The sequence below is a fragment of the Mesorhizobium opportunistum WSM2075 genome (assembly GCF_000176035.2).
Taxonomy (GTDB): domain Bacteria; phylum Pseudomonadota; class Alphaproteobacteria; order Rhizobiales; family Rhizobiaceae; genus Mesorhizobium; species Mesorhizobium opportunistum.
In genome coordinates this window covers 6,135,565-6,159,947 of the sequence record NC_015675.1, presented here as the reverse complement: position 1 = coordinate 6,159,947, position 24,383 = coordinate 6,135,565, and the positions used below count along the sequence as shown (strand labels likewise).

The following is a 24,383-nucleotide window of genomic DNA, read 5'->3' as shown; positions in this document are numbered from 1 at the left end:
TGATCACATGAGCGATGTCTCGACGTATAACAGGCGCCTGACCCCACGAACCAAGGCTGCGCTCGGAGTTTTCGCGCGCTATGCGACCATCCTCGGCTTGCTGGCAATGATCGTTGCCTTTTCGATCCTGTCGCCGAAGGCATTCTCGACCTTGGGCAACTTCACCAACGTCCTCAATCAGGCCTCGCTAGCCATGATCATCGCCGGCGGCCTGACATTGGCGGTCGTCGTCGGCGAGCTCGACCTGTCGATCGGCTTTGCCGCCAGCCTGCACGGCATTCTCGTCACCGGCTTCATCGTCCATGACAAGCTGCCGATCCCTGTGGCCATTTTCATCGTGCTCGCCCTTGGCGCGCTGATCGGCCTGGTCAACGGCTTCATCGTCACCAAGATGAAAGTCAATTCGGTGATCGCGACGCTGGGCGTCGGGACCATCATCACGGGCCTCGCCTTCGCCTACTCCGCCGGGGTGCCCATCGTTGCCGGCGTACCGGAGGCCTTCCTACAGCTTTCGCTCGGCCGCTGGCTCTTCGGCATCCCCAACAACATCGTCGTCATGGTTTTTGTGCTGGGCATCCTATGGGTGCTGGTCGAGCGCACCTCCATTGGCCAGGAGATTCAGGCGGTCGGCGGCAACCCTGCCGCGGCGCGCCTTGCCGGTATCAACGTCGATCGCATCAAGACGCTTGGTTTCGTCATTTCCGGCATGTGCGCCTCCCTCACCGGCATTCTCCTGGCCTCGCGGCTGGGCAGTGGTACAACCAGCGCGGCCGATTCCTATCTGCTGACTGCGTTCGCGGCGGTATTTCTCGGTTCGGCGACTTTGCGCGACGGCGAGTTCCATGTCCTCGGGACATTGGTCGGCGCCCTGATCATCGCTTCCGGCTTCAACGGCCTCAACATTTTCGGCGCCCCGACCTTTTCCCAATACGTGTTCCAGGGCGCCATTTTGATCATCGCGGTCGGGCTTTCCAGCCTTGGCCGCTCACTTGCGGAAAGTTGAGGAGGATCACATGGCACAGGCTGAGCATTGGCAGATCTATGTCATCGAGTTCGCACGATCGAAGAACCAGCCATGGGTCGATCTGGTCAACGGGATGTATGATGACGGCCCTACGGACCTGCCCTTTTCGTTTATTCTGGCGCAGCGCGGCGACCGCAACGTGCTGGTCGACACCGGTTTCATGAAGGACGAAACCGGCCCGAATTTCTCCGACAAGTTCGGCATACCCTGGTGGATTTCCCCGGTTCGCATGCTTGCCGAACTGGGGCTGGCGCCGGACGACATCACCGACATCATCGTCAGCCATGCGCATTTCGATCATATGGGTTCCATCGATCAGTTTCCCAAAGCCCGCCTCTATATGCAGAAGCAGGAGTTGCTGTCCTGGCACGAGGCGATGGCGCTGCCGCCGCAATATGGCTTCCTCACCGCCATCATCGATCCCGACGATCTGCGCGCTGCCTTCGACGCCTCGGTGGAACACCGGTTGACGCTGGTCGACGGTGACCGCGACGATCTTCTGCCAGGCATCCATGTGAGGCTGGGGCAGGGCCACACGATGGGCCAGCAGTTCGTCATCGTGGAGACGTCGCGCGGCCGCATCGTACTTTCCGGTGATTGCGTCTACTCGTCCCGCCAGCTCACCGGCCATAAGCACGACGGCGTCTATCAGCCGCTCAACAACGCCGTCGGCAGCGTGTGGGACCAGCTCAAGACCATCGACCGCATCAATACCGAGATCGGCGGCAACCTGGAACGGCTGATCATTCTTCACGATTCCGAACGCTGGAAGGGCTTGCCGGTGGTCAAGGAGGTTGAAGGATTCCGCATCGTCAAGGCGGCTTAGCAATCATCATCTTTTGATTTGGAAAACTGCCAGGCAGCCGCGCATAAGCCGTCCAGTGGTCGAGATTTAACCTGGGGATGGAACGCGCTGGGTCTATTTCTCTCCCGGCGACTTCACTGGTTCCGTCTCGTCTATCATCTGCTTGACGGCATCGGCCGCCTTGCTCATTCCAGCTTCGTCCATGGCCCAATCCGCGAAGCGTTCGAACAGGAGAGCGAACGTCACCAGGTCCTGCTCATCCCATTGCGCCAGTGAGCCAGCGAAAATCCGCCATTTGGTCTGACGCACCGCCGTCACGAGACGTTCGCTCCTGGCGGTGAGTTTGAGGCAAATGCGCCGGGCGTCGAATTGCGATGCGACACGGAAGGCGTAGCCGCGCTCGACGAGATCGGCGGAGATGCGGCTGGCGCGTGAGGGGTCGATCCCCAGGCGCTCGGCGATGATGCCGACCGTCACTTCGTCCTGCGAGGTGCCGTTGACGACCGCGCTGAGCGCGATAATTGCATCGAGATGGCTCACTTCCAGCGAAGGATCGATGCGGGCCAGGATCAAACGACCGAAGTCCCGGCGCTGGATCGAGCGGCGCACCTTGGTCATCACTGCATCGATGGTGGCGACGGCCTCGGCTGCTGCTTCGGAGAGGCCACTGCTGCGCGCCAGATCCGCGAGGTCCTGATCGCCATGTATTTGACACAGGGCGGAAGATCGGTCCGGATTGCCTGATCCGGTATTTTTGATGCTCATATCCAGCGCGCTAGCAAAAATATATGCGGATGTCAATTATATGCCAAAAGCATATATTTGATGTTGACATGTATATGCCACCAGCACATAAACCGCGCCCAGTCTGGAGAAACCCCAGTCTACGGATACCCAGTCTACGGAGATATCAATGACCCTCGACTCGACCCTTCCGGAGGCATCGCCCGTAGAGGCCGGAGCCAGACCCGATCTCACGACATTGATCGTCTATTTCGGCGCTCTGATCGCCATGTTCATGGCCACCATCGACATGCAGATCGTGGTCACGGCCTTGCCCACCATCGCCGGCGAATTGGGCAACCTGCATCTGTTCGGCTGGGTCGGCGCCGCCTATCTGCTCTCGACCGCCGCCGTCGCGCCGTTCTACGGCAAGCTCGGCGACATGTATGGCCGCAAGAACGTGGTGCTGACGGCGATCACCCTGTTCCTGCTGGGTTCGCTCGTCTGCGGCACCGCATGGTCGATGGAGAGCCTGATCGCCGCACGCGTCCTGCAGGGCATCGGTGGCGGCGGCCTGATGGTCTCCGCCTTTGCCATGATCGGCGAATTGTTCAGTCCGCGCGACCGCGCAAACTATCAGGGCTACAGTTCGGCGGTGTTCGCGCTGTCGTCGGTCCTTGGCCCGTTGGCCGGCGGCTATATCACCAGCCTGTTCGGCTGGCGCTGGGTGTTCCTGGTCAACCTGCCGATCGGCATCGTCGTGCTGGCGGTCCTGGCGTTCGCCATGCGCGGCCGCTTCAACGAGAAGAAGCACCGTATCGACTATCTCGGCGGCCTGCTGCTGGCCATCGGCACCACAGCCATCGTCTATTGGGGTTATCACGTCCTGGACCCGGCCGGGCCGGACGTGCTCACCTTCGCACTGCCGGTTCTCGCGCTGGCGGCAATCGCCTCGTTCATCATGGTCGAGCGGCGGGCGCAGGAGCCGATCGTGCCCTTGCGGCTGTTCGGCAACTCGACGGTCCGCATCGTCTCGGGCGTGTCGGTGGTCGCCGGATCGGTGACGCTGGGCATGTTCTTCTATTTCGCGCTCTACATGCAGACGCTGACCGGGCTGAGCCCTGCCAAAGTCGGCTTCCTGTTCCTGCCGGCGTCCTTGACTTCGATGGTCATCTCGATCCTGGCCGGGCGGGTCATTGCAGCGACCGGCCGCTACAAATGGATGCCGGTGGTGGCGATGGGAATTGGTGGCCTGCTGATGATAGGTTTTATCTTCATCACTTCGCACACGCCGATCTGGGTGCTGGCGGTGATGATGGGTCTGTTCGGCATCAGCATGGGCCTGCAGTTCCAGGTGCTGATCGTGGCGATCCAGGCGGCGGCCCCCTTGCAGGACATCGGCGCGGTGACCTCGCTGATCACCCAGGCGCGGACCATCGGGGCATCGCTGGGGCTGGCGCTCAACGGAGCGGTGATGACCTGGGCCCTGAACCGCCAGACGTCAGAGCTTCCCGCCGATGCCGCCGCTCGGTTGCCGGAGGGCCTGACCGGACTGAGCCCACACCTTGCGGCGAGCCTGCCGGACGCGGTTCGCGATGTGGTGCTCGGCCACTATTCGAGCGCCTTCAACGTGATGTTCATCTGGGTAGCAGTGCTCTACTTCGTCGCCATGGCGCTGACGCTTCTGCTCGAGGACATCCAGATACCCAAGCGGGGTTGAGCCCCGTCCAGGCCTCACCCCGATCGATCGCCGCCAGCGCCTTTTGATCATCGGCGCTGGCGCATGTGAGGCTTGGATGTCCTGGTCACGGATGTCGCGAGCCTTGTCCATCACGCCGCGCAACCCCGACCGGCTTCGCCTGATCGATCGGTTTGCACTTCAGGACGAAGTGGCGGCGGGCTGTCGGTTAGGCCCAGCCTAAGCAGAATTATCGAAAATCATTATTTGTGCAGCGCACACAGCGTGCTTTGCTCCACCTGCCGGCTGAAAGAAAAAAATAAGAACGTCAGGCGGCAGCCTTCGGCGATGCGTCCGAAGCGGGTCGTTTTGGCGCGGACAGCGCCCGACCTCAGAAAAAGACAAGGGGAACGTGATGACGACAATGATCTCGAAGTTTCGCCGTGCCGCGCTTGCGGCCGGCATTGCCCTGAGCGCCCTCTCGGTGAGCCTCCACGCCGAAGCCGGCAGCTTGAAACTGGGCATGACGACCTGGGTCGGATACGGCCCGCTCTTCCTTGCGCGTGACATGGGCTACTTCAAGGAGGGGGGCCTCGATGTCTCGCTCGAAATCATAGAGGAAGCATCGCTGTACATGGCGGCCGTCGCCGCCGGCGAACTCGACGGCAGCGCCTCGACCATAGACGAAATCATGAAGTACCGTTCGAAGGATGTCTGCTTCAAATCGGTCTATGCCCTGGATGACAGCCATGGCGGCGATGGCGTCCTGGCACCCAGCGAGGTCAAGAGCGTCGCCGATCTCAAGGGCATGGAAGTCGGGCTGAACGAAGGTTCGGTATCGCAGTTCTGGTTCAACATCCTGCTCAAGCAAGCCGGTCTCACCCAGGCCGATGTGAAGGTCACCAACATGACGGCGGACGATGCCGCCGCCGCCTTCATGGCCGATCGCATTCCCGTTGCCGTCACCTGGGAACCGCATCTGACGCTGGCCAAGAAGGCAAACAAAGGACAGGTCCTGATCGACTCATCGAAGACGCCGGGCGTGATCGTCGATGTGGTGGCGCTGAACTGCGACTACATCACGAAGAATCCTGCGGACGTCGAGGCGCTGGTGAAGGGTCTCTACAAGGCAAACGAGTTCATCAAGGAAAATCCTGCGAAGGCTTATGAGGTGATGGCCAAGGGCGTCGGCGGTTGGTTGAAGGATCCGAAGGACTTTGCCTCCTCCGCCGCGGGGGTGAACTTCTACGGCAAGGCGCGCAATGCCGAGTTCTTCGCCGGCGGCGAGAGCAGTGAAGCCGGCAAGCTGATCAAGCTCGGTGGCGATGTGTGGGGCGGCTTCGGCAAACTCAAGATGGACATCAAATACGACGACCTCGTCGATCCGTCCTTCCTTGCAAAATGATCTGGCCTTGCAAAGTGACTGGCCTTGCAAAGTGATCTGGCCTTGCAACGCGGTTAGGCCTTGCAAAGTGAGCTCGCTGGACCGCAGGCCGAGCCTCGCGCCTGCGGTCCATCCAGCCCAAAGGGTTCCCCTGTGACACTGGCACCGAATACAACGTCTCCCATCAGCCATATCGTGACCACGAGCGTGGAAAAAAATCAGCCCGGTCGATCCGCCTGGAAAGCCATCGCCACGCCTTTTCGGGCTGTGTCGCGTCCTCTCTCCATCACGCTCAGCGTTTTGGTCTGGATCGCGGTCATCGGCGGCTGGTTCGCTTTGACCTATTCCGGGGCGGTCAAGGAAATGTTCCTGCCTCGCCCCGAATCCGTCTTGTCCACCACCATCAGTATGGCGCTTGACGGATCCTTGTGGGAGCACGTCCTGGCCAGTGTCCAGGTGGTGCTGATCGGTTTCGTCATTTCTAGCATCGTGGCGGTGCCGCTTGGGTTGACGATGGGCACCTATCGCATCGTCCAGGCCGCGCTCGATCCGCTCGTCAACTTCATCCGCTACCTGCCGGTGACGTCCTTCGTGCCGCTTTTCATCCTGTGGATCGGGATCGGCATCGAGCAGCGCGTTGCCGTCATCATCTTCGGTATCTTCTTCCAGCAATTGGTGATGATCGCCGACAGTGCCCGCGGCGTTCAGCGCGACCTCGTCAATGCAGCCTATACGCTCGGCACGAAACGCGGTGACACGGTCTTCCACATCGTCTTTCCGGCCACGCTTCCGAACGTGCTCGACGTGCTGCGCGTCACCATGGGCTGGGCCTGGACCTATCTCGTCGTGGCCGAGCTCGTCGCCGCGCGCAGCGGACTTGGCTACATCTCGCTCAAGGCAATGCGCGGCTTCCAGGTCGACGTCATCTTCATGGCCATCGCCATGATCGGCATCCTTGGTCTTTGCACCGATCAATTGTTCCGGGGCATTCGCCGCATCTTCGCTCCGTGGGCCAATTGAGGAATTCGCTGACATGGAAACCCTTGCTCTCGCGACGAAACCAAAGAGCTCCGACATCGGCATAGACAATGTGGCCTTGCGCTACGGCACGGGCGACAACGCCGTGCTGGCGCTGGACGGCATCTCGTTCCATGTCGTGCCCAATGAGTTCTGCGTGATCGTCGGCCCATCCGGCTGCGGCAAGTCGAGCCTGCTCTATCTTGTCGCCGGCCTCGAGGAACGCACCGGCGGCATGATCTCCGTCGGCGGCAAGCCGGTCACCGAGCCGGGCCCGGATCGCGGCATGGTGTTTCAGGCCTATACGCTGTTCCCCTGGCTCACCGTGGCGCAGAACGTCGAATACGGCCCGAAGCGCAAGGGCATGCCGGCGGCCGAACGCAGGGCCATCGTCGAGCATTTTCTCCATGAAGTCGGCCTGGCGAAATTCGCCAATCATTATCCCTCGCAGCTCTCGGGCGGCATGAAGCAGCGCGTGGCGATTGCGCGCGCGCTCGCCAACGATCCGCAAGTGCTGCTGATGGACGAACCCTTCGGCGCGCTCGACAGCCAGACCCGCCACTCGATGCAGAAGCTTTTGCTGAGGATCTGGGATCATTCCAAGAAGACGGTCCTGTTCGTCACCCACGATATAGACGAGGCGATCCTGCTGGCGGACCGCGTGCTTGTCATGTCAGGCCGGCCCGGCCAGATCAAGAAGGAGATCCGCGTCGGCCTCCCGCGCCCACGCAGCATGGATCTGGTCATGGAACCGAACTTCATCGCCATGAAACGGGAAATCCTCGAGCTCCTGAAGAACGACGAAGAGGACGAGCACTAATGCATGCCGCGCAAAAGTAACTCTCGGTTTTGGGAAGACGACATGCATGAAACCAAGATCGGCGGTCTCTGGATATGGCATGAAACGGGCAGGGCATGAGCGTCGAGACCACGGAATTTGACTACATCGTCATTGGCGCGGGCTCGGCCGGTTGCGTGTTGGCCAACAGGCTGAGCGCGAACCCGGCAAACCGCGTCTGCCTGGTCGAGGCTGGCGGCAGCGACGACCGCACACGGGTGCGCGTGCCGGCCGGCATTCTCTCGCTCTATGGCAATCCGAAATTCGACTATGGCTACAGGGGCGTGCCGCAGCCGCTGCTCGACAACCGCCGCATACCGGTCAACCGCGGCAAGCTTCTTGGTGGATCGAGTTCGATCAACTCGATGGTCTACATTCGCGGCGCCGCGCAGGACTACGATGAGTGGGCAGCCCTTGGCTGCGCGGGGTGGTCCTATGCCGACATACTGCCGGTCTTCAAGAGACTGGAGCGGAACCTTCTGTCGCAAAACCCGGCCTATCACGGCTTCGAGGGCGAACTGCGGGTCGACGATCCGCGCGATCCCAACATCGTCTCCAGGCTGTGGGTAGAGGCGGGCGGAAGCGTGGGTCTGCCTGAAAATCGCGACTTCAACGGCGACAGCCAGCTCGGCCTCGGCATCTACAATGTCACCCAGGACAAAGGTGAGCGCTTCTCGGCCTACACCGCCTTCGTCCGGCCGGTTCTCGGCCGCCCCAACCTCCAGGTCATGTCGGGCGTCGAGGTGCTTGATCTTGCGGCTGATCACGGGCGCGTCACCGGCGTCAATGTGATCAGGCATGGAGCAACTCAACGGCTGGTGTGCCGCGCCGAGTTGGTCTTGAGCGCCGGCGCGATCGGATCGCCGCGCATCCTGCTTGCTTCCGGCATCGGCCCGGCCGAGGAGCTGAAGGCGGCGGGGATAGAGCCGGTCGCAAACGTGCCCGGCGTCGGCAAGAACCTGCGCGATCATATCGACGGCATGATCACCGTGCGGTCGAACAGCACCAGGACACTCGGCCTGTCGCTCGCCAACCTGCCGGCGATGCTGGCGGCGCCTTTTCAGTATTTCGCCCGGCGCAAGGGCATGCTGACGACCAACTATGTCGAGGCCGGTGGCTTCGCGAAGACGAAATACGCCGGCAGCGTTCCGGACGTCCAATTCCATTTTGTCCCCGGCTACCGCAGCCATCGCGGCCGGCTCGTCGAATATGGCCACGGCTATGCGGTGCACGCATGCGTGCTAAGACCCGGAAGCGTCGGCGAAATCACGCTGGAGCGCGACGGAACCCGCCGCAACGTGCTGATAGATCATCGCTTCTTCAGCGACGGGCAAGATGCTCTGACCCTTGTCGAAGGCATCAAGCTGGCGCGCTCGATCCTGGCTTCGCCGGTCTTCGGCGATATTCGAGGAGGGGAAATCCTGCCGGGACCGAATGTCGTCACCGACGATGAGATCCTCGCCTATCTGCGTGCCGAGGCGCTGACCGTCTATCATCCCGTCGGCACGGCAAAGATGGGCAACGACGCCATGGCGGTGGTCGATCCCGCCGGCCTCAAGGTGCACGGCTTCGACAACCTGCGGGTGGCCGATGCCTCGATCATGCCAACGCTGATCGGCGGCAACACCAATGCGCCGTCCATGATGGTCGGCGAAAAAGCTGCAACGGCGATGTTGTCGTAGCGCTCCCGTTTTTCCTGGCATTTAGGGACAAGCTAACCACTGCCACGTGAAATCGTAATTTTCGCTATCCAGCCCCTCCAGTACACCACCGATCTGACCTCCTCGCATCCGCAGAAACTCTTGGGGGGAAAGGGCGCAGAAATGTCGGTGGAAAAAATAGACACGCTTGTCGTCGGTGGTGGCCAGGCGGGGGTGGCTATGAGCGAGCATTTGAGCAAATGCGCGGTGCCGCATCTGGTCCTCGAGCGTGGCCGGATCGCCGAGCGCTGGCGTTCGCAGCGATGGGACTCGCTCGTTGCCAATGGCCCGGCTTGGCATGATCGGTTCCCGGGCATGGAATTTCCGGTGACGGGTCCCGACGGCTTTCCCTCCAAGGAGGAGGTTGCGGACTATTTCGCAGCCTATGCGAGGAAGATCAATGCGCCGATCCGCTGTGGCGTAGAGGTCAAGCTCGCGCAAAGAAATGTCGGTCGACCGGGGTTCCGCGTCGAGACGTCGGATGGGGTGGTCGAAGCCAACAGCATCGTCGCGGCGACGGGACCTTTCCAGGTTCCCGTCATCCCCGCCCTTGTCCCCGGTGATGCCGGCATTCCGCAGTTTCATTCCAGCGCCTACCGCAACCCCGGACAGTTGCCGAAGGGCGCGGTGCTGGTGGTCGGGGCGGGCTCCTCAGGTGTCCAGATCGCCGATGAGCTACAGCGCTCGGGGCGGCGCGTCTATCTCTCGGTCGGCCCGCACGACCGCCCGCCGCGCGCCTATCGCGGGCGCGATTTCTGTTGGTGGCTTGGCGTTCTCGGCAAATGGGATCTTGAAACTCCAGGGCCTGGCACGGAACATGTCACGATTGCGGTGAGCGGCGCACGTGGCGGCGAAACGATTGATTTCCGTCGGCTGGCCGCGCAGGGGCTCACGCTGGTCGGCATGACGAAGACATATCGGGACGGCGTGCTCACCTTCGCGCCCGACCTGGCGAAGAACATTGCCCGTGGTGACGCCAGCCTGATGTCACTGCTTGACGAGGCCGATGCCTATGTCGCGCGCAACGGTCTCGACCTTCCGGAGGAGCCAACGGCCCGTCGGATCGACCCGGATCCCGACTGCTTGACCAACCCGATCGGCGAACTTGACCTGGCTGGCGCCGGGATAGCGGCGATCATCTGGGCGACAGGCTTTGCCGTCGATTACAGCTGGTTGAAGGTCGATGCTTTTGACGAGAAGGGCCGGCCAAAGCATCAGCGCGGCGTCTCGACCGAGCCCGGGATCTACTTTCTGGGTTTGCCTTGGCAGTCGCGAAGAGGGTCGAGTTTCATCTGGGGCGTCTGGCATGATGCCAAGCATGTCGCGGACCGCATTTCGACGCAGCGCAAATATCTGGCCTATCACGCTGCCGCGCAGCGCGAGACAGTGGACGCCTGAACGACGTTGGCAACAGCATGAGCCCGATCTGATGGAGACCAGGATGGTGCATACGAGAATCCGCAAATTCAACACGAAAGACACCTATCCCGAGCAGAAACTCGACAATGATCTGTGCCAGGCGGTCGTCACACGGGGCGGACGGACGATCTATCTGCGTGGCCAATGCCCGCAGGATCTCGACACGGCCAAGAATATCGACAGCCACGATCCGGTCGAGCAGACCCACAAGGTGATGCAGAACATCAGGCAGCTCATCGAAGAGTGCGGCGGCACCATGGAGCATCTGGTCAAGGTGGTGGTCTACATCACCGACGTGCGCCATCGCGAGGCCGTCTACCGCACCATGGGCGAGTATATCAAAGGCGTGCATCCCGTTTCGACCGGCCTCGTCGTGCAGGCCTTGGCGCGGCCGGACTGGCTGGTCGAGATCGACGGAACCGCAGTAATTCCGGATGATGGCACCGCCATCATCCCGGACTGACGGTCATGACCTTTTCCATTGTCGCTCGATGCAGCCGCACCGGCATGTTCGGTGTCGCGGTGTCGTCCTCCTCCCCCGCGGTGGCGGCTCGCTGCGCCTACGCGCAAGCGGGGGTCGGTGCGGTCGCCAGCCAGAACGTCACCGATCCGACGCTCGGCACAAGGGGGCTCGAACTGCTGGCGCGCGGCGCTTCGGCCGCGGAGGCGGTTGCCATCCTGAAGCGCACCGGCGCTTATGCCGAATATCGGCAGGTGCTGGCGGTCGATGCCGCCGGGACCACCGCTATTCATTCCGGACCCAAGGCGCTTGGCATCTGGGCGCAAGCGCATGCCGACAATGTCGCCTGCGGCGGCAACATGCTGGCCCATGACGGCGTACCGCAAGCCATGGTCGAGGCCTTCCTGGCTTCGGACGGGCATCTCGGCGACCGCCTGATCGCGACCATGCGCGCCGCGCTGAAGGCGGGTGGCGAGGCGGGTCCGGTCCATTCCGCCGGAATGAAGCTGGTGCGCGAGGTCGCGTGGCCCGTCGCGGACCTGCGCTGCGACTGGAGCGACGGCTGCCCGATCGAGGAACTGGCGGCCCTGTGGGATCGCTACAAGCCGCAGCTCGATGCCTATGTGACCCGCGCGATCAATCCGTCCGACGCACCGAGCTACGGCGTGCCGGGCGACGAGTAGCCGGCATACAAGGGGAGGCCATCCGGATGAGCGAGCTCAGTCACAAGGACTGGATCAGCAAAGCGTCCGCGCTCCGTTTTCGCGACAAGGCGTTCATCGACGGCAAGACGGTTGCCGCGCGTTCGGGCCACACCTTCGCCAGCATCAATCCGGCCACGGGGGAAACGCTGGCCGAGGTGGCGTCGTGCGGCGAGGAAGATGTCGATCTGGCTGTTGCCGCGGCGCGGCGCAGCTTCGAGGCCGGCGTCTGGTCACGCACCAGCCCGGCACACCGCAAGGAGGTGTTGCTAAGGCTGGCGCGGCTGCTGCGCGAAAACCTGCTGGAGTTGGCACTGCTCGAGTCGCTCGACATGGGCAAACTCGTCAGGGATGCCGCCTCCGTCGACGTCCCGGGTTCGGCGGCGATCTTCCAGTGGTATGGTGAGGCCATCGACAAGATCTACGACGAAGTGGCGCCGACCGGCGGCAACGATCTGGTGCTGGTGCGGCGCGAGCCGCTCGGCGTGGTCGGCGCCGTGGTGCCCTGGAATTTCCCGCTCGACATGGCGACCTGGAAGTGCGCGCCGGCACTGGCGGCCGGCAATTCGGTGGTGCTCAAACCCGCCGAGCAGTCGCCTCTGTCGGCCCTGCGGCTGGCGGAATTGGCGATGGAAGCGGGCCTGCCTGCCGGTGTGCTCAATGTCGTGCCCGGCCTTGGCGAGACGGCCGGACAGGCGCTCGGCCGCCACATGGATGTGGATTGCCTCGCCTTCACCGGATCGACCGCGGTCGGCAAGATGTTCCTGCAGTATTCTGGTCAATCGAACATGAAGCAGGTCTGGCTGGAAACCGGCGGCAAGAGCCCTAACCTTGTCTTCGCCGATTGCGGCGATCTCGATGCGGCAGCCGATATGGCGGCGTTCGGCATCTTCTTCAACCAGGGCGAGGTCTGTTCGGCCAACTCGCGCCTGCTCGTTGAACGCTCCATCAAGGATGCCCTCGTGGAAAAACTGGCTGAGCGCGCGGCGGCCACCCAGCCTGGCGATCCGCTCGACCCGGCCTCGAAAATGGGCGCCATGGTCGATATCAGCCACGCGGTCAACGTCATGCGGTTCATCGAGGCCGGTAAGAAGACCGCGCGCCTGGTTGCCGGCGGCGATCGGGTCACGGTCAATGGTCGCGGCAGCTTCATACAGCCCACCATCTTCGACAACGTTGCCCATGACGACCAGATTGCGCGCGATGAGATATTCGGGCCGGTGCTTTCGGTCATCGCTTTCGACCACGAAGAGGAGGCCATCAATATTGCCAATGACAGCCCCTATGGCCTGGCCGCGTCGGTGTGGACCAACAGCTTGTCACGCGCGCACCGCGTCGCCAGTCGGCTCCGCGCAGGCACGGTTTCCGTCAATACCGTCGATGCGCTGAGCCCGATGACACCGTTCGGCGGCGTCAAGCAATCCGGCTTCGGCCGCGACCTGTCGCTGCACGCGCTCGACAAGTATACCGCGCTGAAAACGACGTGGATCAAATACTGATGGGTGCCAAGGCTTGATCGAAGCACCCAAACCGGCAACATAGCCAGCCATGCCGCTACGCTTCACGCTCCGACAGCTGGAATATTTCGTCGCCGTCGGCGAGGCTGGCTCCATCACCAAGGCGGCCGAACAGGTCAATGTTTCGCCGCCTTCGATCTCGGCTTCCATCGCGCAGCTGGAGGCCGAATTCGGTGTCCAGCTTTTTGTTCGCAAGCATTCGCATGGACTGTCGCTTACGGCAGGCGGGCGCGTTTTCCTGAAGGAGGCCGCCAAGCTGCTTGCCGACGCCGACGCTCTGCACGATATCGCCGGCGATATCGCCGAGAAAGTGCGCGGACCGCTGGCGATCGGATGCCTGCTGACCTTCGCGCAGATCGTCATGCCGACCCTGCGCATGAAGTTCGAGCGCGCCTATCCCGAGGTGCGGTTCAGGCAGTTCGAACGCAACCAGGGTCAGTTGCTTGAAATGTTGCAGCGAGGCGAAATCGACGCGGCGCTGACTTACGATCTCGAACTGTCGCAGGACACGACTTTCGAACCGCTGATGCTCGTGCCGGCCTATGTCATGCTGCCGCAGGGACACCGCTTCGCCGGCAAGCCTTCCATCACGACGGAAGAACTGGCCGACGAACCGATGGTGCTGCTCGACCTGCCGTATAGCCGCGAATATTTCCTTTCGGCTTTTCATTCGCGGGGAATCCGGCCGAACATTGCCGAACGCACCGGCGACATCGCGGTGATGCGTTCGATGGTTGCGAACGGTTTCGGCTATGGCATCGCCAACATGCGGCCGCTGAACACGCTGGCACCTGACGGCAAGCCGTTGGTCTTCGTGCCCCTGGAGGGGGATTTGCGGCCTCTTACCATGGGGATCGCATTGCCCAACGCCGAGCACCGCACACAGACGGTGCAGGCATTCATTGACCATTGCCGCCGTTTCGTGGTCGAACAGGGTGTCTTCGGCAGTGGGCGGGTCATCGAATAGCGGCCTTCAATCACGCAATTTGAATTGGTGATCGGAAAGCTGCTCCAGCAATTTTTCCAGCATGTCGTCGCAGCGGCGCATTTGTTCGGCGCTGACGAATTCGTCGGGCTTGTGCCCTTGCGCCATCGATCCTGGTCCACACACGACCGTCGGCGTGCCGAGGTCGCGGCTGAACAGGCCGCCTTCCGTGCCGAAGGCGACCTTGATGGTGTTGTTGGCGCCGGTCAGCGATTTGACGAAAGCGACGGCCTGCGAATTGGCAGGCGTATCCAGGCCAGGATAGGTGTTCGTGATGTCGATGTCGATCGCCGCCTCGGGTGCGATGGCCGAGGCTTCGGCAGCGATGCGTGAGGCCTCCTTGCGCAGGCCGTCGAGGATCTCCTGGGGGTTGTCGGCCGCGACGTTGCGGATCTCGAAGTCGAGTTGGCAGAGGTTTGGCACGATGTTCAGCGCCACGCCGGCATTCATCCTGCCAACGTGGACGGTCGTGTAGGGAATGTCATAGTCGCCGTCTCGCGTGCCGTCGCGCGCCAGCCGGTCCTGTTCCCGGCGCAGGGCGGAGACGAAGTCGCAGCCGAGATGGATGGCGTTGAGCGCCAAGGGAGCCAGAGCCGAATGGCCCTCGCGCCCCCTGCAGATGGCGCGTGCCGCGAGCTTGCCCTTGTGCCCGGTCGCCACCTGCATGCCCGTTGGCTCGCCGACGATGCACAGCAATGGCCGTTGCGGCGCAGTCGCCAGCATATCGATCAGGCTGTGCACGCCGATACAGCCGATCTCCTCGTCGTAGGAAAGCGCCAGATGCAAAGGTGTTCGCAGGGTCATTTTCGAGGCCTTGAGGCACGCCGCAAGCGCGCAGGCCACAAAGCCCTTCATGTCGGCCGTCCCGCGCCCGTAAAGCTTGCCGTCGCGCTCACTCATCTCGAAGGCCGGCAGCGTCCAGTTCTGTCCCTCGACAGGAACAACGTCGGTATGACCCGACAGCATGATGCCGGGAGCGTCGGTCGGCCCGATGGTGGCGAAGAGGTTCGCCTTGTGGCCATCGGGGCTGCGGATGATCTGACAGATAATGCCATGTGCCGCCAGCAGGTCGGTCACATAGGCGATGAGGTCGAGGTTCGAGTCACGGCTGACGGTCGGAAAGGCAATCAACCTTTCAAGGATTTGGATGCTGTCCATGCGTCTCACGTCTCGTTGGCCGTGCGCGCTATCTAGCATCGCGCGACCATGCCCTTGAAGTCGCATTTGGCTCAGCCGGGATTCACTGAATGCTAACCCAGGCGGCGGAGGCGGATTAGGCGCGTCCTAATCGGCACAGAAGAAATCTGTAGTTTTCCGGCACGCGCCGCAACTTATGAGTAGTTTCACGACATCTACCCGCCGGGCGGACCGGCTCGCGCCAAGGTTTGAAACCATCACCGCGCACGCCGCGATGTGACGTTGGCAGGAAGGAAGCACCATGCGCGATCCACGCTACGACATTCTGTTCGAACCTGTGAAGATCGGGCCGGTCACCGCCAAGAACCGTTTTTACCAGGTCCCGCACTGCAATGGCGGTGGCTATCGCGATCCTTCGGCCGCGGCCGAGATGCGCCGGATCAAGTCGGAAGGCGGCTGGGGCGTCATTTTCACCGAGCAGACCGAGATGCATCACACCTCGGAGATCACGCCCTTCATCGAGCTCAGGCTATGGGACGACGCCGATATTCCGGCGCTTGCCAAGATGGCCAAGGCCATGCACCAGCATGGCGCGCTGGCAGGCATACAGCTCGCCTATTCGGGCATCAACGGTCCGAACCTCTACACCAAGGAGGTGCCGCGCGGGCCGTCGGCCTTGCCCATCCGGACTTTCACCAACGATCCGGTTCAGGCGCGCGCTATGGACAGGCAGGATATACGCGACCTGCGCCGCTGGCATCGCAATGCCTTCAGACGTGCCAGGCAGGCGGGTTTCGACCTGGTGTGCCTCTACGGCGCGCACGGCTTCGGCATCATCCAGCACTTCCTGTCCACCGCCACCAACCAGCGCAACGATGAATATGGCGGCTCGCTGGAAAACCGCTCGCGGCTGATGCGCGAGCTGATCGAGGAAGGGCGCGACGCCATTGGCGACACCTGCGGCCTGACGCTGCGTTTGTCGCTGGACGAGATGATCGGCGAGCTCGGCTTTGCCAATTCGGAGGTGCGCGATCTGATCGAGATGCACGCCGACCTGCCCGACCTCTGGGACCTGGCCCATGGCGCCTGGGAGGACTGTTCGGGGCCGTCGCGGTTCAAGGAGGAGGCCGCGCAGGAAAGCCTGGTGTCCGGCATCAAGAAGCTGACTTCGAAGCCGGTCGTGGGCGTCGGCCGCTTCACGTCGCCGGATGTCATGGTCAGGATGATCAGGTCCGGCACGCTCGATTTCATCGGCTGCGCCCGCCCGTCGATCGCCGATCCCTTTCTGCCGAAGAAGGTGGAGGAGGGGCGCATCGAGGACATCCGCGAATGCATCGGCTGCAACATCTGCATCACCGGCGACATGACCATGTCGATCTCGCGCTGCACGCAAAACCCCACCTTCATGGAGGAATGGCGCAAGGGCTGGCATCCCGAGCGCATGCAGGCCAAGGGCGACAGCGAGAGCGTGCTAATCGTCGGCGCCGGTCCCGCCGGGCTGGAGGCCGCTCGCGCGCTCGGCCAGCGCGGCTATCAGGTCGCCATCGCCGAGGCCGGCACCGAACTTGGCGGCCGTGTCGCCCGCGAGTGCCGCTTGCCTGGCCTCTCGGCCTGGGGGCGTGTGCGCGACTATCGCCAGTATCAGCTCAATCAGATGCCCAATGTCGACATCTATTTCGAGAGCCGGTTGTCCACCGAGGACATCCTGGCCTTCGGCTTTCAGAACATCGCCATCGCCACCGGCTCGACATGGCGCCGCGACGGTGTGGCGCGTGCGCATGTCATACCGATGCCGGCGGACCCGGCGATGCCGGTCTACACGCCGGACGATTTGATGGGTGGCACCGTGCCGACCGGCACCATCGTGCTGTTCGACGACGACCACTATTACATGGGGGGCGTTCTGGCTGAGCTCATGGCGCGCCAGGGCGCGAAGGTGACGCTGGTGACGCCATCCGCCTATGTGTCCGACTGGACACGCAACACGCTGGAGCAGGGCGCCATCCATCGTCGGCTGGCCGAGCTTGGCGTCGATATCGTGCTGAACCGGGTCGTGACGCGCATTGTATCGGGCGGTGTTGTCACCGCCTGTGCCTATACGGGTTCCCGACACGACATCGCCGCGGATGCGGCGGTGCTGGTGACATCGCGCCAACAAGACGATGGGGTCTGGCACGAGCTGAAAACACGGCGCGACGAGTGGGCGCGTAGCGGCATCCGATCGATCAAGGTCATCGGCGATGCCGAGGCACCGGGTCCGATCGCCTGGGCAACTTACGCCGGCCACCGTTTCGCCCGCGAGCTGGATGAAGCCGATATTGGCGATGCGCTGCCATTCCGGCGGGAAGTGACGGCCCTCGCGGCGGAATAGGGCGACCTGAAAATATGGGTTTCCGCAAACGACCCTTTGCCGGCGGCTGATCGATATCCCGATCGGCTATCGTCTCCGGCAATACCAATTCGCCGGTCATCATGATCGCGGAGAAGGCGGCGAGAATAATCTTGCGGGACGCGTTGCCGTAGCCTGGGGTTTATCCCGAGCCACTTTTGGAAAGCTCAGGCGGGAAACAGGAACGCGGCCTCCGGGTCGAAAAAGACCTGTCGGCTCGATGGCGACACATCCCGCGATTGCATGGCGGCGGAGGTCGGTCTGATATCGACCTTCTGTCCGTCGGCGGTCTGCGCGACGATGCGCCGGCGCTCGCCATAGAAAGCGGTATCGACCACATCGACGGTGAGTTCCGCACTTGTCGGGCTCCGCTCCATGCGAAAGGCTTCGGGTCGGATCATCAGCCGGGTCTTCTGGCCTTTGCCGAAAGTACCGTTGACCTTGACCCCGGAAACGACCGAACCGTCCGCCAGCCGGATCGTTGCCGTGCCATTGCTGGTGCCGAGATGTTCGGCGGCAAGGAAATTCGAATTGCCGATGAAGCCGGCGACGAAATCGGTCGCGGGTCTCAGATAGAGGTCCTCGCCGGTGCCTGTCTGCTCGATGCGGCCGTCCCTGAACAGGGCGATCCGGTCCGACAGGTGCAGTGCCTCTTCCTGGTCGTGGGTGACATAAAGGATGGTGACGCCGGTTTCGCGATGGATGCGGCGGATCTCGGCCTGGATTTCTTCGCGCAGCTTCTTGTCGAGCGCCGACAAGGGCTCGTCCATCAAAAGGATCGGCGGATCGTAAGCCAGCGCCCGGGCCAGTGCTACGCGCTGCTGCTGGCCGCCCGACAGCGCGCCGGGCAAGCGCGCAGCGAAACTTTCCAGCCGCACCAGGGCCAGCATGTCGGCGACCTTCTTTTTCACCTCCGCCTCCGGCCGGCGGCGCACGCGAAGCGGAAAGGCAACGTTCTCCGCCACGCTCAGATGCGGAAACAACGTGTAGCGCTGGAAGACCATGCCGATGTTGCGCTTGTGCGAGGGTATCGCCAGCAAGGATTTGCCTTCCAGCCGGACGTCGCCGGAGCTCGGATCCTGGAAGCCGGCGATCGCATAGAGCGTCGTCGACTTCCCCGAACCCGAAGGGCCGAGGAAGGTCAGGAACTCGCCCTTTGGAATGTCGAGCGTGACGTCATGCACGGCGGTGATCGCGCCGAACGCCTTGCGCAGGCCGCGGATGGAAAGGAAGGGCTGGGTCATGTCCGGAACTTTCGCTGCAGCAACGCCGTCACCACCATCAGGGCGAGCGTCAGGCCGACAAGCAGGCTGGAGGCGGCGGCGATCACCGGGCTCAAATCCGACCGCAAGCTGCCCCAGATCTTGACCGGCAAGGTCTGCAGGCTGGGGCTGGCCATGAAGATCGCCACAACGACTTCGTCCCACGAGGCGAGGAAGGCAAAGATCGCCGCGGAGAAGATTCCGATGCGAATGGACGGCAAGGTGATCCGAAGCTTGGCCTCGAAGGGACTCGCGCCGCAGACGATTGCCGCGTCCTCGATCGACTTGTCGAAGCCCTCAAGCGCGGTGGCGATCGGGATGATGGCGAAAGGCAAGGCCAGCACGGTGTGGGCGATGACGAAGCCGATCGTGGTGCCGCCGAGGCCAAGGCGCAGGAAGAAGGCGTAGATGGCGATGGCGAAGACGACCACCGGCAGCACCATCGGCGTCAGCAGCAGGCCGCGCAGGATCTCGCGTCCGTGGAACTGGCCGCGAACCAGGGCGAAGGAGGCGAGCAGGCCGATCACCACTGCCAGGATCGCCGTCATGGTGGCGATCTTGGCGCTGGTCAGCGCCGCGTCGAGCCAGGCCGGGTCGGCAAAAAGCTCCTGATACCATTTGAGTGTCCAGCCGGGCGGCGGAAAGGCAAGCCAGCGCGACGAGCCGAAGGAGAGCAGCACGATGAAGACCACCGGCAGCAGGAGAAAGCCGGCGACCAGCGCGGTGAAGCCGAGCAGGGCGATTTTCAGCCATCCCAGGCGCTCGTAGTCGAGCAGCATCTCAGATGCCTCCGCTCATGCGCCTGGCGCCGACAAGGCGCAGCTGCAACGCGTAGAGCACCATGGTGACGACCAGCAGGATGAAGGCGGCGGCGCTGCCGAGCCCCCAATTGAGCAGCGACTGGATCATCTGCGCGATCATTTCGGCCAGCATCATGTTCGACGTGCCGCCGAGCAGTGCCGGGGTGACGAAGTAGCCAAGCGACATGACGAAGACCATCAGGCCGCCGGCCGCGATGCCGGGCAGCGACAGCGGCAGCAGGATGCGGCGGAATGCCTGGAAGGAGCTTGCGCCGCACAGTGCCGCCGCCCGCAGCGTCATCGGATCGATCGCCCGCAGCGTGCCGACCAGCGGCAGGATCATGAACGGCAGCATGATGTAGACCATGCCGATGGTGACGCCGGTCAGGTTGTTGATGAGCGGCAGCGGCTGGTCGATGACGCCGATGGCGAGCAGCGCCCGGTTGATGACACCGGTGCGCTGCAGCAGCACCATCCAGGCATAGGTGCGGGTCAGGAGATTGGTCCACATCGACAGGATGATGATGCCGAAGACGATCGAGGCCAGACCCGATGGCATGATCGCCAGCATCCAGGCGACCGGGAAGGCGACCAGCACGGTGACGGCGGTGACCACCGCGGCAACCAGGAAGGTGTTGAAGAACACCCGCGCATAGGTTCCGTCACCGAGCAGCGTCGCGTAGTTCTGCAGGCCGGGCTCGGGTTCGGTGATGCTGCGCAAAAGCAGGGCCAGCACCGGCACGACGAAGAACAGCGCGATCAGCACCAGCGCCGGCAAAAGGCCACCGAAGCCTGCCGGCATCCGAAATGTTGGTAGGCTCTGGCGTGTTTCGACCGACATGGCAGCGATCCGGCTGTGGGGACGAGACGCCGTCTCGTCCCTTTCTGTTCGAGGGCAGGCTTACTTCGCCTGCCAGGCATACCAGCGCGTGGCGATCTCGTCGCGGTGCTCGGCCCAGTAGTTCATGTCGAGGTTGATCTGCCCGTCGACGTGGGTATCCGGCAGCGCCTTCACCGCATCGGCCGGCATCTCGGCCTTGGCCTTGGTGTTGACAGGCGCATAGCCGCTGGCTTCGGCGAACTTCGCCTGGCCGGCCGGGCTGCTTGCCGCGGCGAGGAACTTCATCGCGGCGTCCTTGTTCTTGGCGCCCTTCGGCACCACCAGCACGTCGGCGGCGGTCAGGTTCTGGTTCCAGGAGACGCCGACATCGGCGCCATCCTTATCCAGCGCGAAGACGCGGCCGTTCCACAGCTGGCCGAACGTTGCTTCGCCGGATGCGATCAATTGCTGCGACTCCGCCCCGCCGCCCCACCAGACGATATCCGATTTGATGGTGTCGAGCTTCTTGAAGGCGCGGTCGAGGTCGAGCGGATAAAGCTTGTCGGCCGGAACGCCGTCGGCCAGCAGCGCGATCTCGATGACGCCGGGCGCCGACCATTTGTAGAAGGTCCGCTTGCCCGGGAACTTCTTGGTGTCGAACATGTCGGCCCAGCCGGCCGGGTCGCCCGAAACGGAGCCCTTGTTCCAGGCGAGCACGAAGGAATAGTAGAAGCTGCCCACGGCGTGATCGGTGGTGAAGCGTGGATCAAGGTCTGCCTTCGGCACGGCGGCGAAGTCGATCGGCTCCAGCAAGCCGTCCTTGGCCGCCTTGATGGCGAAATCCATTTCGACGTCGACGACATCCCAATTGACGCTGCCGGCGTCGACCATCGCCTTCAGCTTGCCGTAGTCGGTCGGACCGTCCTGCATGACCTTGATGCCGGATGCGGCGCTGAACGGTTCGGCCCAGGATTTGGTCTGCGCTTCCTGGGTCGTCCCGCCCCAGCTGGTGAACACCATGTCCTCGGCCCTTGCGGCCGTCGATGCCAGAAGTGTCGTTGCGAGAAGTGTTGTTGCAAGAAGGCGGGCTAGGGCGCCGGTGATGATCAGTTTCATGTCGTTCTCCTCTGTTTGTTTTCGTTGGCTGTCCGCGACCGGCGTTTTCGCCTTGATCGCGTTTCCCCGGCATGCGGCGGCTACCGCATGACAAAAGGATCGGGAATGGGGTCGTCCGAGGTGCGTATCCAGACCGATTTCGAACGCGTGTAGTCGCGGATCGCGTCCATGCCGCCTTCGCGGCCGAGGCCTGACTGGCCATAACCGCCAAACGGAACCAGCGGCGAGACGGCGCGATAGGTGTTGACCCAGACCACGCCGGCATGGATGCCGCGCGCCATACGGTGCGCCTTGGCGAGATTGGTGGTGAAGACGCCGGAGGCGAGGCCGAACGGCGTGTCGTTGGCCAGCGTCAGGGCTTCGGCTTCCGTGTCGAAGGCGATCACGCTGAGCACCGGACCGAACAGCTCCTCGCGCACGCAGGGCAACCCGGTATTGTCATGCGCATCGATGATCGTCGGCGCGTAATAGAGCCCGCCTGCCTGACCGGCTGGTCTTTCACCGCCGGTGACCAGCCGCCCGCCTCCGGCAAGGCTTGCCGCGACGACGTTCTCGATCCATTCGCGCTGCCGCGACGTGGCCAGCGGCCCCATCTCGGTTGCCGGATCCTGCGGATCGCCTATCCGGATCGCCTCGGCCTTGCGCTTGAGCCTCGCCAGGAATTCGTCCTTTGCCGACCGCTCGACCAGCAGCCGGGAGCCGGCGACGCAGCTCTGGCCGGTGGCGGCGAAGATGCCGGAGACGACCGCGTTGGCGGCGCTGTCCAGGTCGGCATCGGCAAACACCACGACCGGGCTTTTGCCGCCCAGTTCGAGCGTCGTGTAGGCGAGGTTCTCGGCCGTGTTCCTGACGATCTGCCGGGCGGTTGCCGGACCGCCGGTGAAGGCGACGCGGGCGACGAGCGGATGGCTGGTCAGGCGCTGGCCGCAATCATGGCCGAAGCCGGTCAGGATGTTCACGGTCCCGGCCGGAAATCCTGCCTCATGGACGAGCTCGGCAAAGGCGAGCAACGGGGCAGGGCCGTCCTCGGAGGCCTTGAGGACGACGGTGCAGCCGGCCGCCAGCGCCGGCCCGAGTTTGACGGCGGACAGGAAGAGCTGCGAATTCCATGGCACCAGGGCGGCGACGACGCCGATCGGCTCGGGCCTGATCGTCACCTCCATGTCCGCCTTGTCGATGGGGACGAACGAGCCTTCGTGCTTGTCGGCCAGCCCGCCATAATAGCGGTAATAGTCGCCGACATAGGCGATCTGGGCGCGGGTCTCGCGGATGATCTTGCCGGTGTCGCGGGTTTCGAGTTGCGCCAGCCGATCGGCATTGGCGACGACGAGATCGCCGAGCCGCACCAGAATCTTGCCGCGCGCCGTCGCCGTCATCGATGCCCACGGGCCGGAGCGCAACGCCCGGTACGCTGCCTCGACGGCGCGGTCGACATCGGCGGTCGTCGCCGCCGGCATCTTTGCCCATGGCGTTCCTGTCGAAGGATCGATGCTGTCGAAAGTTGCCGCCGCTTCGGCGAAACCTCCGTCGATGTAGTTCCTGAATTCGTCGGTGCGCATCACGCGTGCGATCCTTCGAAGGCCGGCATCACTTTGTCGATGAAGAGCTGCAGCGACTTCTTCTTGCGCTGGTGGGAGAGGCCGCTGTCGATCCAGATCGAATACTGGTCGTAGCCGAGCGCCTCGTAGGCCTTCAGCCTGGCGATCACCTCGTCGGCTTCGCCGATGACCAGGTTCTGCCTGATCTTGTCCGGCGCATATTGCGGCATGGCCGCGATTTCGGCTTCGGTCAGCGGCTCCAATATGCCCTGGCGCACCGGCTTCTTGTTCTGGAACCAGGCGCCGAACTGGCAGTAGAATAGCGACAGATCCTTCGTCAGCTGCTCGGCATCGGCGGCGTCCTCGGCAACGAATGTGTGCATCAGCAGCATGATGTCAGGCCGCGCTATGTCGGGGTGGGCAGCACAGGCAGCGTTGAAGCGCTCCATAAGGCTCACCACTTCGCCATCGCCGGAGGCCAGCGGCGTCACCTGCACATTGCATTTGCTGGCGACAGCGAAGTCGTGCGAGTTGGGGTCGCGCGCCGCAACCCAGATCGGCGGATAGGGCTTTTGCAGCGGCTTGGGCGACGAGGTGGTCGAGGGGAACGACCAGAACTCGCCGGAGAGTTCGAAATCGCCATCCCACAGGCCACGGATTGCAGGCACCATTTCGCGCATGCGCTGGCCCGCGCCCCATGCTTCCAGGCCGGGGAACAGCCGCTGGTATTCGTAGGCGTAGGCGCCGCGCGCTATGCCGATATCGAGCCGGCCGCCGGCAATGACGTCGGCCATCGCGGCTTCGCCGGCGAGCTTGATCGGATGCCAGAACGGCGCGACGATGGTACCGGTGCCGAGCCGAATGCGCTTTGTCCTGGCTGCGAGCCAGGCGATGTTGATGAACGGGTTCGGCGAGATGGTGAATTCCATGCCATGGTGCTCGCCGATCCAGGCGGTCTCGAAGCCTGCCGCCTCGGCCTGCAGAACCAGCTCTTCCAGCTCGCCGACAAGCTCGGAATGCGGCTTTGCCAGATCCGAGCGCTCCATGTGGACAAAAAGCGAGAATTTCAT

21 protein-coding genes are annotated in these 24,383 nt (G+C 63.1%); 13 read left to right on the top strand and 8 right to left on the bottom strand.

Going from position 1 to position 24,383, the window contains the following annotated elements:
• Positions 1 to 7 precede the first annotated feature (7 nt).
• Positions 8 to 1,003 carry an ABC transporter permease gene (locus tag MESOP_RS29645; RefSeq protein ID WP_013897038.1) on the top strand — a complete coding sequence of 332 codons (996 nt, stop codon included), beginning with the start codon at positions 8 to 10 and terminating at the stop codon, positions 1,001 to 1,003.
• Positions 1,004 to 1,013: 10 nt separating this feature from the next.
• Positions 1,014 to 1,850, top strand: a complete 837-nt coding sequence (locus MESOP_RS29640) for an N-acyl homoserine lactonase family protein (protein ID WP_013897037.1) — start codon at positions 1,014 to 1,016, stop codon at positions 1,848 to 1,850.
• Between the two features lie 93 nt (positions 1,851 to 1,943).
• On the opposite strand, the gene MESOP_RS29635 is transcribed toward MESOP_RS29640, so the two are convergent.
• The gene (locus tag MESOP_RS29635) at positions 1,944 to 2,594 is read right to left on the bottom strand and encodes a MarR family winged helix-turn-helix transcriptional regulator (RefSeq protein WP_013897036.1); all 651 of its coding nucleotides are present in this window, start codon (positions 2,592 to 2,594) and stop codon (positions 1,944 to 1,946) included.
• Positions 2,595 to 2,742: 148 nt separating this feature from the next.
• Here MESOP_RS29635 and MESOP_RS29630 point away from each other — a divergent pair, with 148 nt between their 5' ends.
• The 10 genes from MESOP_RS29630 to MESOP_RS29585 all read left to right on the top strand — a co-directional run bounded on the left by MESOP_RS29630 (position 2,743) and on the right by MESOP_RS29585 (position 14,233).
• Complete coding sequence (locus MESOP_RS29630; protein WP_013897035.1) at positions 2,743 to 4,272, top strand: MDR family MFS transporter; 1,530 nt, start codon at positions 2,743 to 2,745, stop codon at positions 4,270 to 4,272.
• Positions 4,273 to 4,645: 373 nt separating this feature from the next.
• A complete protein-coding gene (locus tag MESOP_RS29625) occupies positions 4,646 to 5,635 on the top strand; it encodes an ABC transporter substrate-binding protein (protein WP_013897034.1) in 990 nt (329 codons plus the stop codon).
• Between the two features lie 246 nt (positions 5,636 to 5,881).
• A complete protein-coding gene (locus tag MESOP_RS29620; RefSeq protein WP_245265001.1) occupies positions 5,882 to 6,634 on the top strand; it encodes an ABC transporter permease in 753 nt (250 codons plus the stop codon).
• Between the two features lie 13 nt (positions 6,635 to 6,647).
• Positions 6,648 to 7,451 (top strand): ABC transporter ATP-binding protein, encoded by an 804-nt coding sequence (locus MESOP_RS29615; RefSeq protein WP_013897032.1) that lies wholly within the window; start codon positions 6,648 to 6,650, stop codon positions 7,449 to 7,451.
• Between the two features lie 95 nt (positions 7,452 to 7,546).
• A complete protein-coding gene (locus tag MESOP_RS29610; RefSeq protein ID WP_013897031.1) occupies positions 7,547 to 9,151 on the top strand; it encodes a GMC family oxidoreductase in 1,605 nt (534 codons plus the stop codon).
• Positions 9,152 to 9,292: 141 nt separating this feature from the next.
• Positions 9,293 to 10,567 (top strand): flavin-containing monooxygenase, encoded by a 1,275-nt coding sequence (locus MESOP_RS29605; RefSeq protein WP_013897030.1) that lies wholly within the window; start codon positions 9,293 to 9,295, stop codon positions 10,565 to 10,567.
• Between the two features lie 43 nt (positions 10,568 to 10,610).
• The gene (locus MESOP_RS29600) at positions 10,611 to 11,051 is read left to right on the top strand and encodes a RidA family protein (protein WP_013897029.1); all 441 of its coding nucleotides are present in this window, start codon (positions 10,611 to 10,613) and stop codon (positions 11,049 to 11,051) included.
• Between the two features lie 5 nt (positions 11,052 to 11,056).
• The gene (locus tag MESOP_RS29595) at positions 11,057 to 11,731 is read left to right on the top strand and encodes a DUF1028 domain-containing protein (protein WP_013897028.1); all 675 of its coding nucleotides are present in this window, start codon (positions 11,057 to 11,059) and stop codon (positions 11,729 to 11,731) included.
• Between the two features lie 26 nt (positions 11,732 to 11,757).
• Positions 11,758 to 13,248 carry an aldehyde dehydrogenase gene (locus MESOP_RS29590; RefSeq protein WP_013897027.1) on the top strand — a complete coding sequence of 497 codons (1,491 nt, stop codon included), beginning with the start codon at positions 11,758 to 11,760 and terminating at the stop codon, positions 13,246 to 13,248.
• A 49-nt stretch (positions 13,249 to 13,297) separates the two neighbouring features.
• Complete coding sequence (locus MESOP_RS29585; protein WP_013897026.1) at positions 13,298 to 14,233, top strand: LysR family transcriptional regulator; 936 nt, start codon at positions 13,298 to 13,300, stop codon at positions 14,231 to 14,233.
• Between the two features lie 6 nt (positions 14,234 to 14,239).
• Here the strand turns inward: MESOP_RS29585 and argE are convergent, their stop codons facing one another.
• Positions 14,240 to 15,409, bottom strand: coding sequence for an acetylornithine deacetylase (gene argE, locus MESOP_RS29580; protein WP_013897025.1), 1,170 nt, complete (start codon positions 15,407 to 15,409; stop codon positions 14,240 to 14,242).
• Between the two features lie 280 nt (positions 15,410 to 15,689).
• Here argE and MESOP_RS29575 point away from each other — a divergent pair, with 280 nt between their 5' ends.
• Positions 15,690 to 17,759, top strand: a complete 2,070-nt coding sequence (locus tag MESOP_RS29575; protein ID WP_013897024.1) for an oxidoreductase — start codon at positions 15,690 to 15,692, stop codon at positions 17,757 to 17,759.
• A 185-nt stretch (positions 17,760 to 17,944) separates the two neighbouring features.
• On the opposite strand, the gene MESOP_RS29570 is transcribed toward MESOP_RS29575, so the two are convergent.
• The 6 genes from MESOP_RS29570 to MESOP_RS29545 all read right to left on the bottom strand — a co-directional run bounded on the left by MESOP_RS29570 (position 17,945) and on the right by MESOP_RS29545 (position 24,383).
• Positions 17,945 to 19,021: an ABC transporter ATP-binding protein gene (locus tag MESOP_RS29570; protein ID WP_013897023.1), complete on the bottom strand. Its 1,077-nt coding sequence runs from the start codon at positions 19,019 to 19,021 to the stop codon at positions 17,945 to 17,947.
• Positions 19,018 to 19,818, bottom strand: a complete 801-nt coding sequence (locus MESOP_RS29565) for an ABC transporter permease (RefSeq protein ID WP_013897022.1) — start codon at positions 19,816 to 19,818, stop codon at positions 19,018 to 19,020. Before MESOP_RS29565 ends, MESOP_RS29570 begins: the two co-directional genes overlap by 4 nt.
• A 1-nt stretch (position 19,819) precedes the next feature.
• Complete coding sequence (locus MESOP_RS29560; protein WP_013897021.1) at positions 19,820 to 20,680, bottom strand: ABC transporter permease; 861 nt, start codon at positions 20,678 to 20,680, stop codon at positions 19,820 to 19,822.
• 60 nt (positions 20,681 to 20,740) lie between these two features.
• Entirely contained in the window at positions 20,741 to 21,775 is a 1,035-nt protein-coding gene (locus tag MESOP_RS29555) for an ABC transporter substrate-binding protein (protein ID WP_013897020.1), read from the bottom strand.
• A gap of 80 nt (positions 21,776 to 21,855) precedes the next feature.
• Positions 21,856 to 23,334 carry an aldehyde dehydrogenase gene (locus tag MESOP_RS29550; protein WP_013897019.1) on the bottom strand — a complete coding sequence of 493 codons (1,479 nt, stop codon included), beginning with the start codon at positions 23,332 to 23,334 and terminating at the stop codon, positions 21,856 to 21,858.
• The gene (locus tag MESOP_RS29545; protein WP_013897018.1) at positions 23,334 to 24,383 is read right to left on the bottom strand and encodes an LLM class flavin-dependent oxidoreductase; all 1,050 of its coding nucleotides are present in this window, start codon (positions 24,381 to 24,383) and stop codon (positions 23,334 to 23,336) included. The genes MESOP_RS29550 and MESOP_RS29545 overlap by 1 nt, the downstream gene beginning before the upstream one ends.

Excerpts from the sequence above, each read along its gene's own strand:
- MESOP_RS29645 (WP_013897038.1), top strand. The coding sequence starts at position 8 with ATGAGCGATGTCTCGACGTATAACAGGCGCCTGACCCCACGAACCAAG.
- MESOP_RS29640 (WP_013897037.1), top strand. The coding sequence starts at position 1,014 with ATGGCACAGGCTGAGCATTGGCAGATCTATGTCATCGAGTTCGCACGA.
- MESOP_RS29635 (WP_013897036.1), bottom strand. The coding sequence starts at position 2,594 with ATGAGCATCAAAAATACCGGATCAGGCAATCCGGACCGATCTTCCGCC.
- MESOP_RS29630 (WP_013897035.1), top strand. The coding sequence starts at position 2,743 with ATGACCCTCGACTCGACCCTTCCGGAGGCATCGCCCGTAGAGGCCGGA.
- MESOP_RS29625 (WP_013897034.1), top strand. The coding sequence starts at position 4,646 with ATGACGACAATGATCTCGAAGTTTCGCCGTGCCGCGCTTGCGGCCGGC.
- MESOP_RS29615 (WP_013897032.1), top strand. The coding sequence starts at position 6,648 with ATGGAAACCCTTGCTCTCGCGACGAAACCAAAGAGCTCCGACATCGGC.
- MESOP_RS29610 (WP_013897031.1), top strand. The coding sequence starts at position 7,547 with ATGAGCGTCGAGACCACGGAATTTGACTACATCGTCATTGGCGCGGGC.
- MESOP_RS29605 (WP_013897030.1), top strand. The coding sequence starts at position 9,293 with ATGTCGGTGGAAAAAATAGACACGCTTGTCGTCGGTGGTGGCCAGGCG.
- MESOP_RS29600 (WP_013897029.1), top strand. The coding sequence starts at position 10,611 with ATGGTGCATACGAGAATCCGCAAATTCAACACGAAAGACACCTATCCC.
- MESOP_RS29595 (WP_013897028.1), top strand. The coding sequence starts at position 11,057 with ATGACCTTTTCCATTGTCGCTCGATGCAGCCGCACCGGCATGTTCGGT.
- MESOP_RS29590 (WP_013897027.1), top strand. The coding sequence starts at position 11,758 with ATGAGCGAGCTCAGTCACAAGGACTGGATCAGCAAAGCGTCCGCGCTC.
- MESOP_RS29585 (WP_013897026.1), top strand. The coding sequence starts at position 13,298 with ATGCCGCTACGCTTCACGCTCCGACAGCTGGAATATTTCGTCGCCGTC.
- argE (WP_013897025.1), bottom strand. The coding sequence starts at position 15,409 with ATGGACAGCATCCAAATCCTTGAAAGGTTGATTGCCTTTCCGACCGTC.
- MESOP_RS29575 (WP_013897024.1), top strand. The coding sequence starts at position 15,690 with ATGCGCGATCCACGCTACGACATTCTGTTCGAACCTGTGAAGATCGGG.
- MESOP_RS29570 (WP_013897023.1), bottom strand. The coding sequence starts at position 19,021 with ATGACCCAGCCCTTCCTTTCCATCCGCGGCCTGCGCAAGGCGTTCGGC.
- MESOP_RS29565 (WP_013897022.1), bottom strand. The coding sequence starts at position 19,818 with ATGCTGCTCGACTACGAGCGCCTGGGATGGCTGAAAATCGCCCTGCTC.
- MESOP_RS29560 (WP_013897021.1), bottom strand. The coding sequence starts at position 20,680 with ATGTCGGTCGAAACACGCCAGAGCCTACCAACATTTCGGATGCCGGCA.
- MESOP_RS29555 (WP_013897020.1), bottom strand. The coding sequence starts at position 21,775 with ATGAAACTGATCATCACCGGCGCCCTAGCCCGCCTTCTTGCAACAACA.
- MESOP_RS29550 (WP_013897019.1), bottom strand. The coding sequence starts at position 23,334 with ATGCGCACCGACGAATTCAGGAACTACATCGACGGAGGTTTCGCCGAA.
- MESOP_RS29545 (WP_013897018.1), bottom strand. The coding sequence starts at position 24,383 with ATGAAATTCTCGCTTTTTGTCCACATGGAGCGCTCGGATCTGGCAAAG.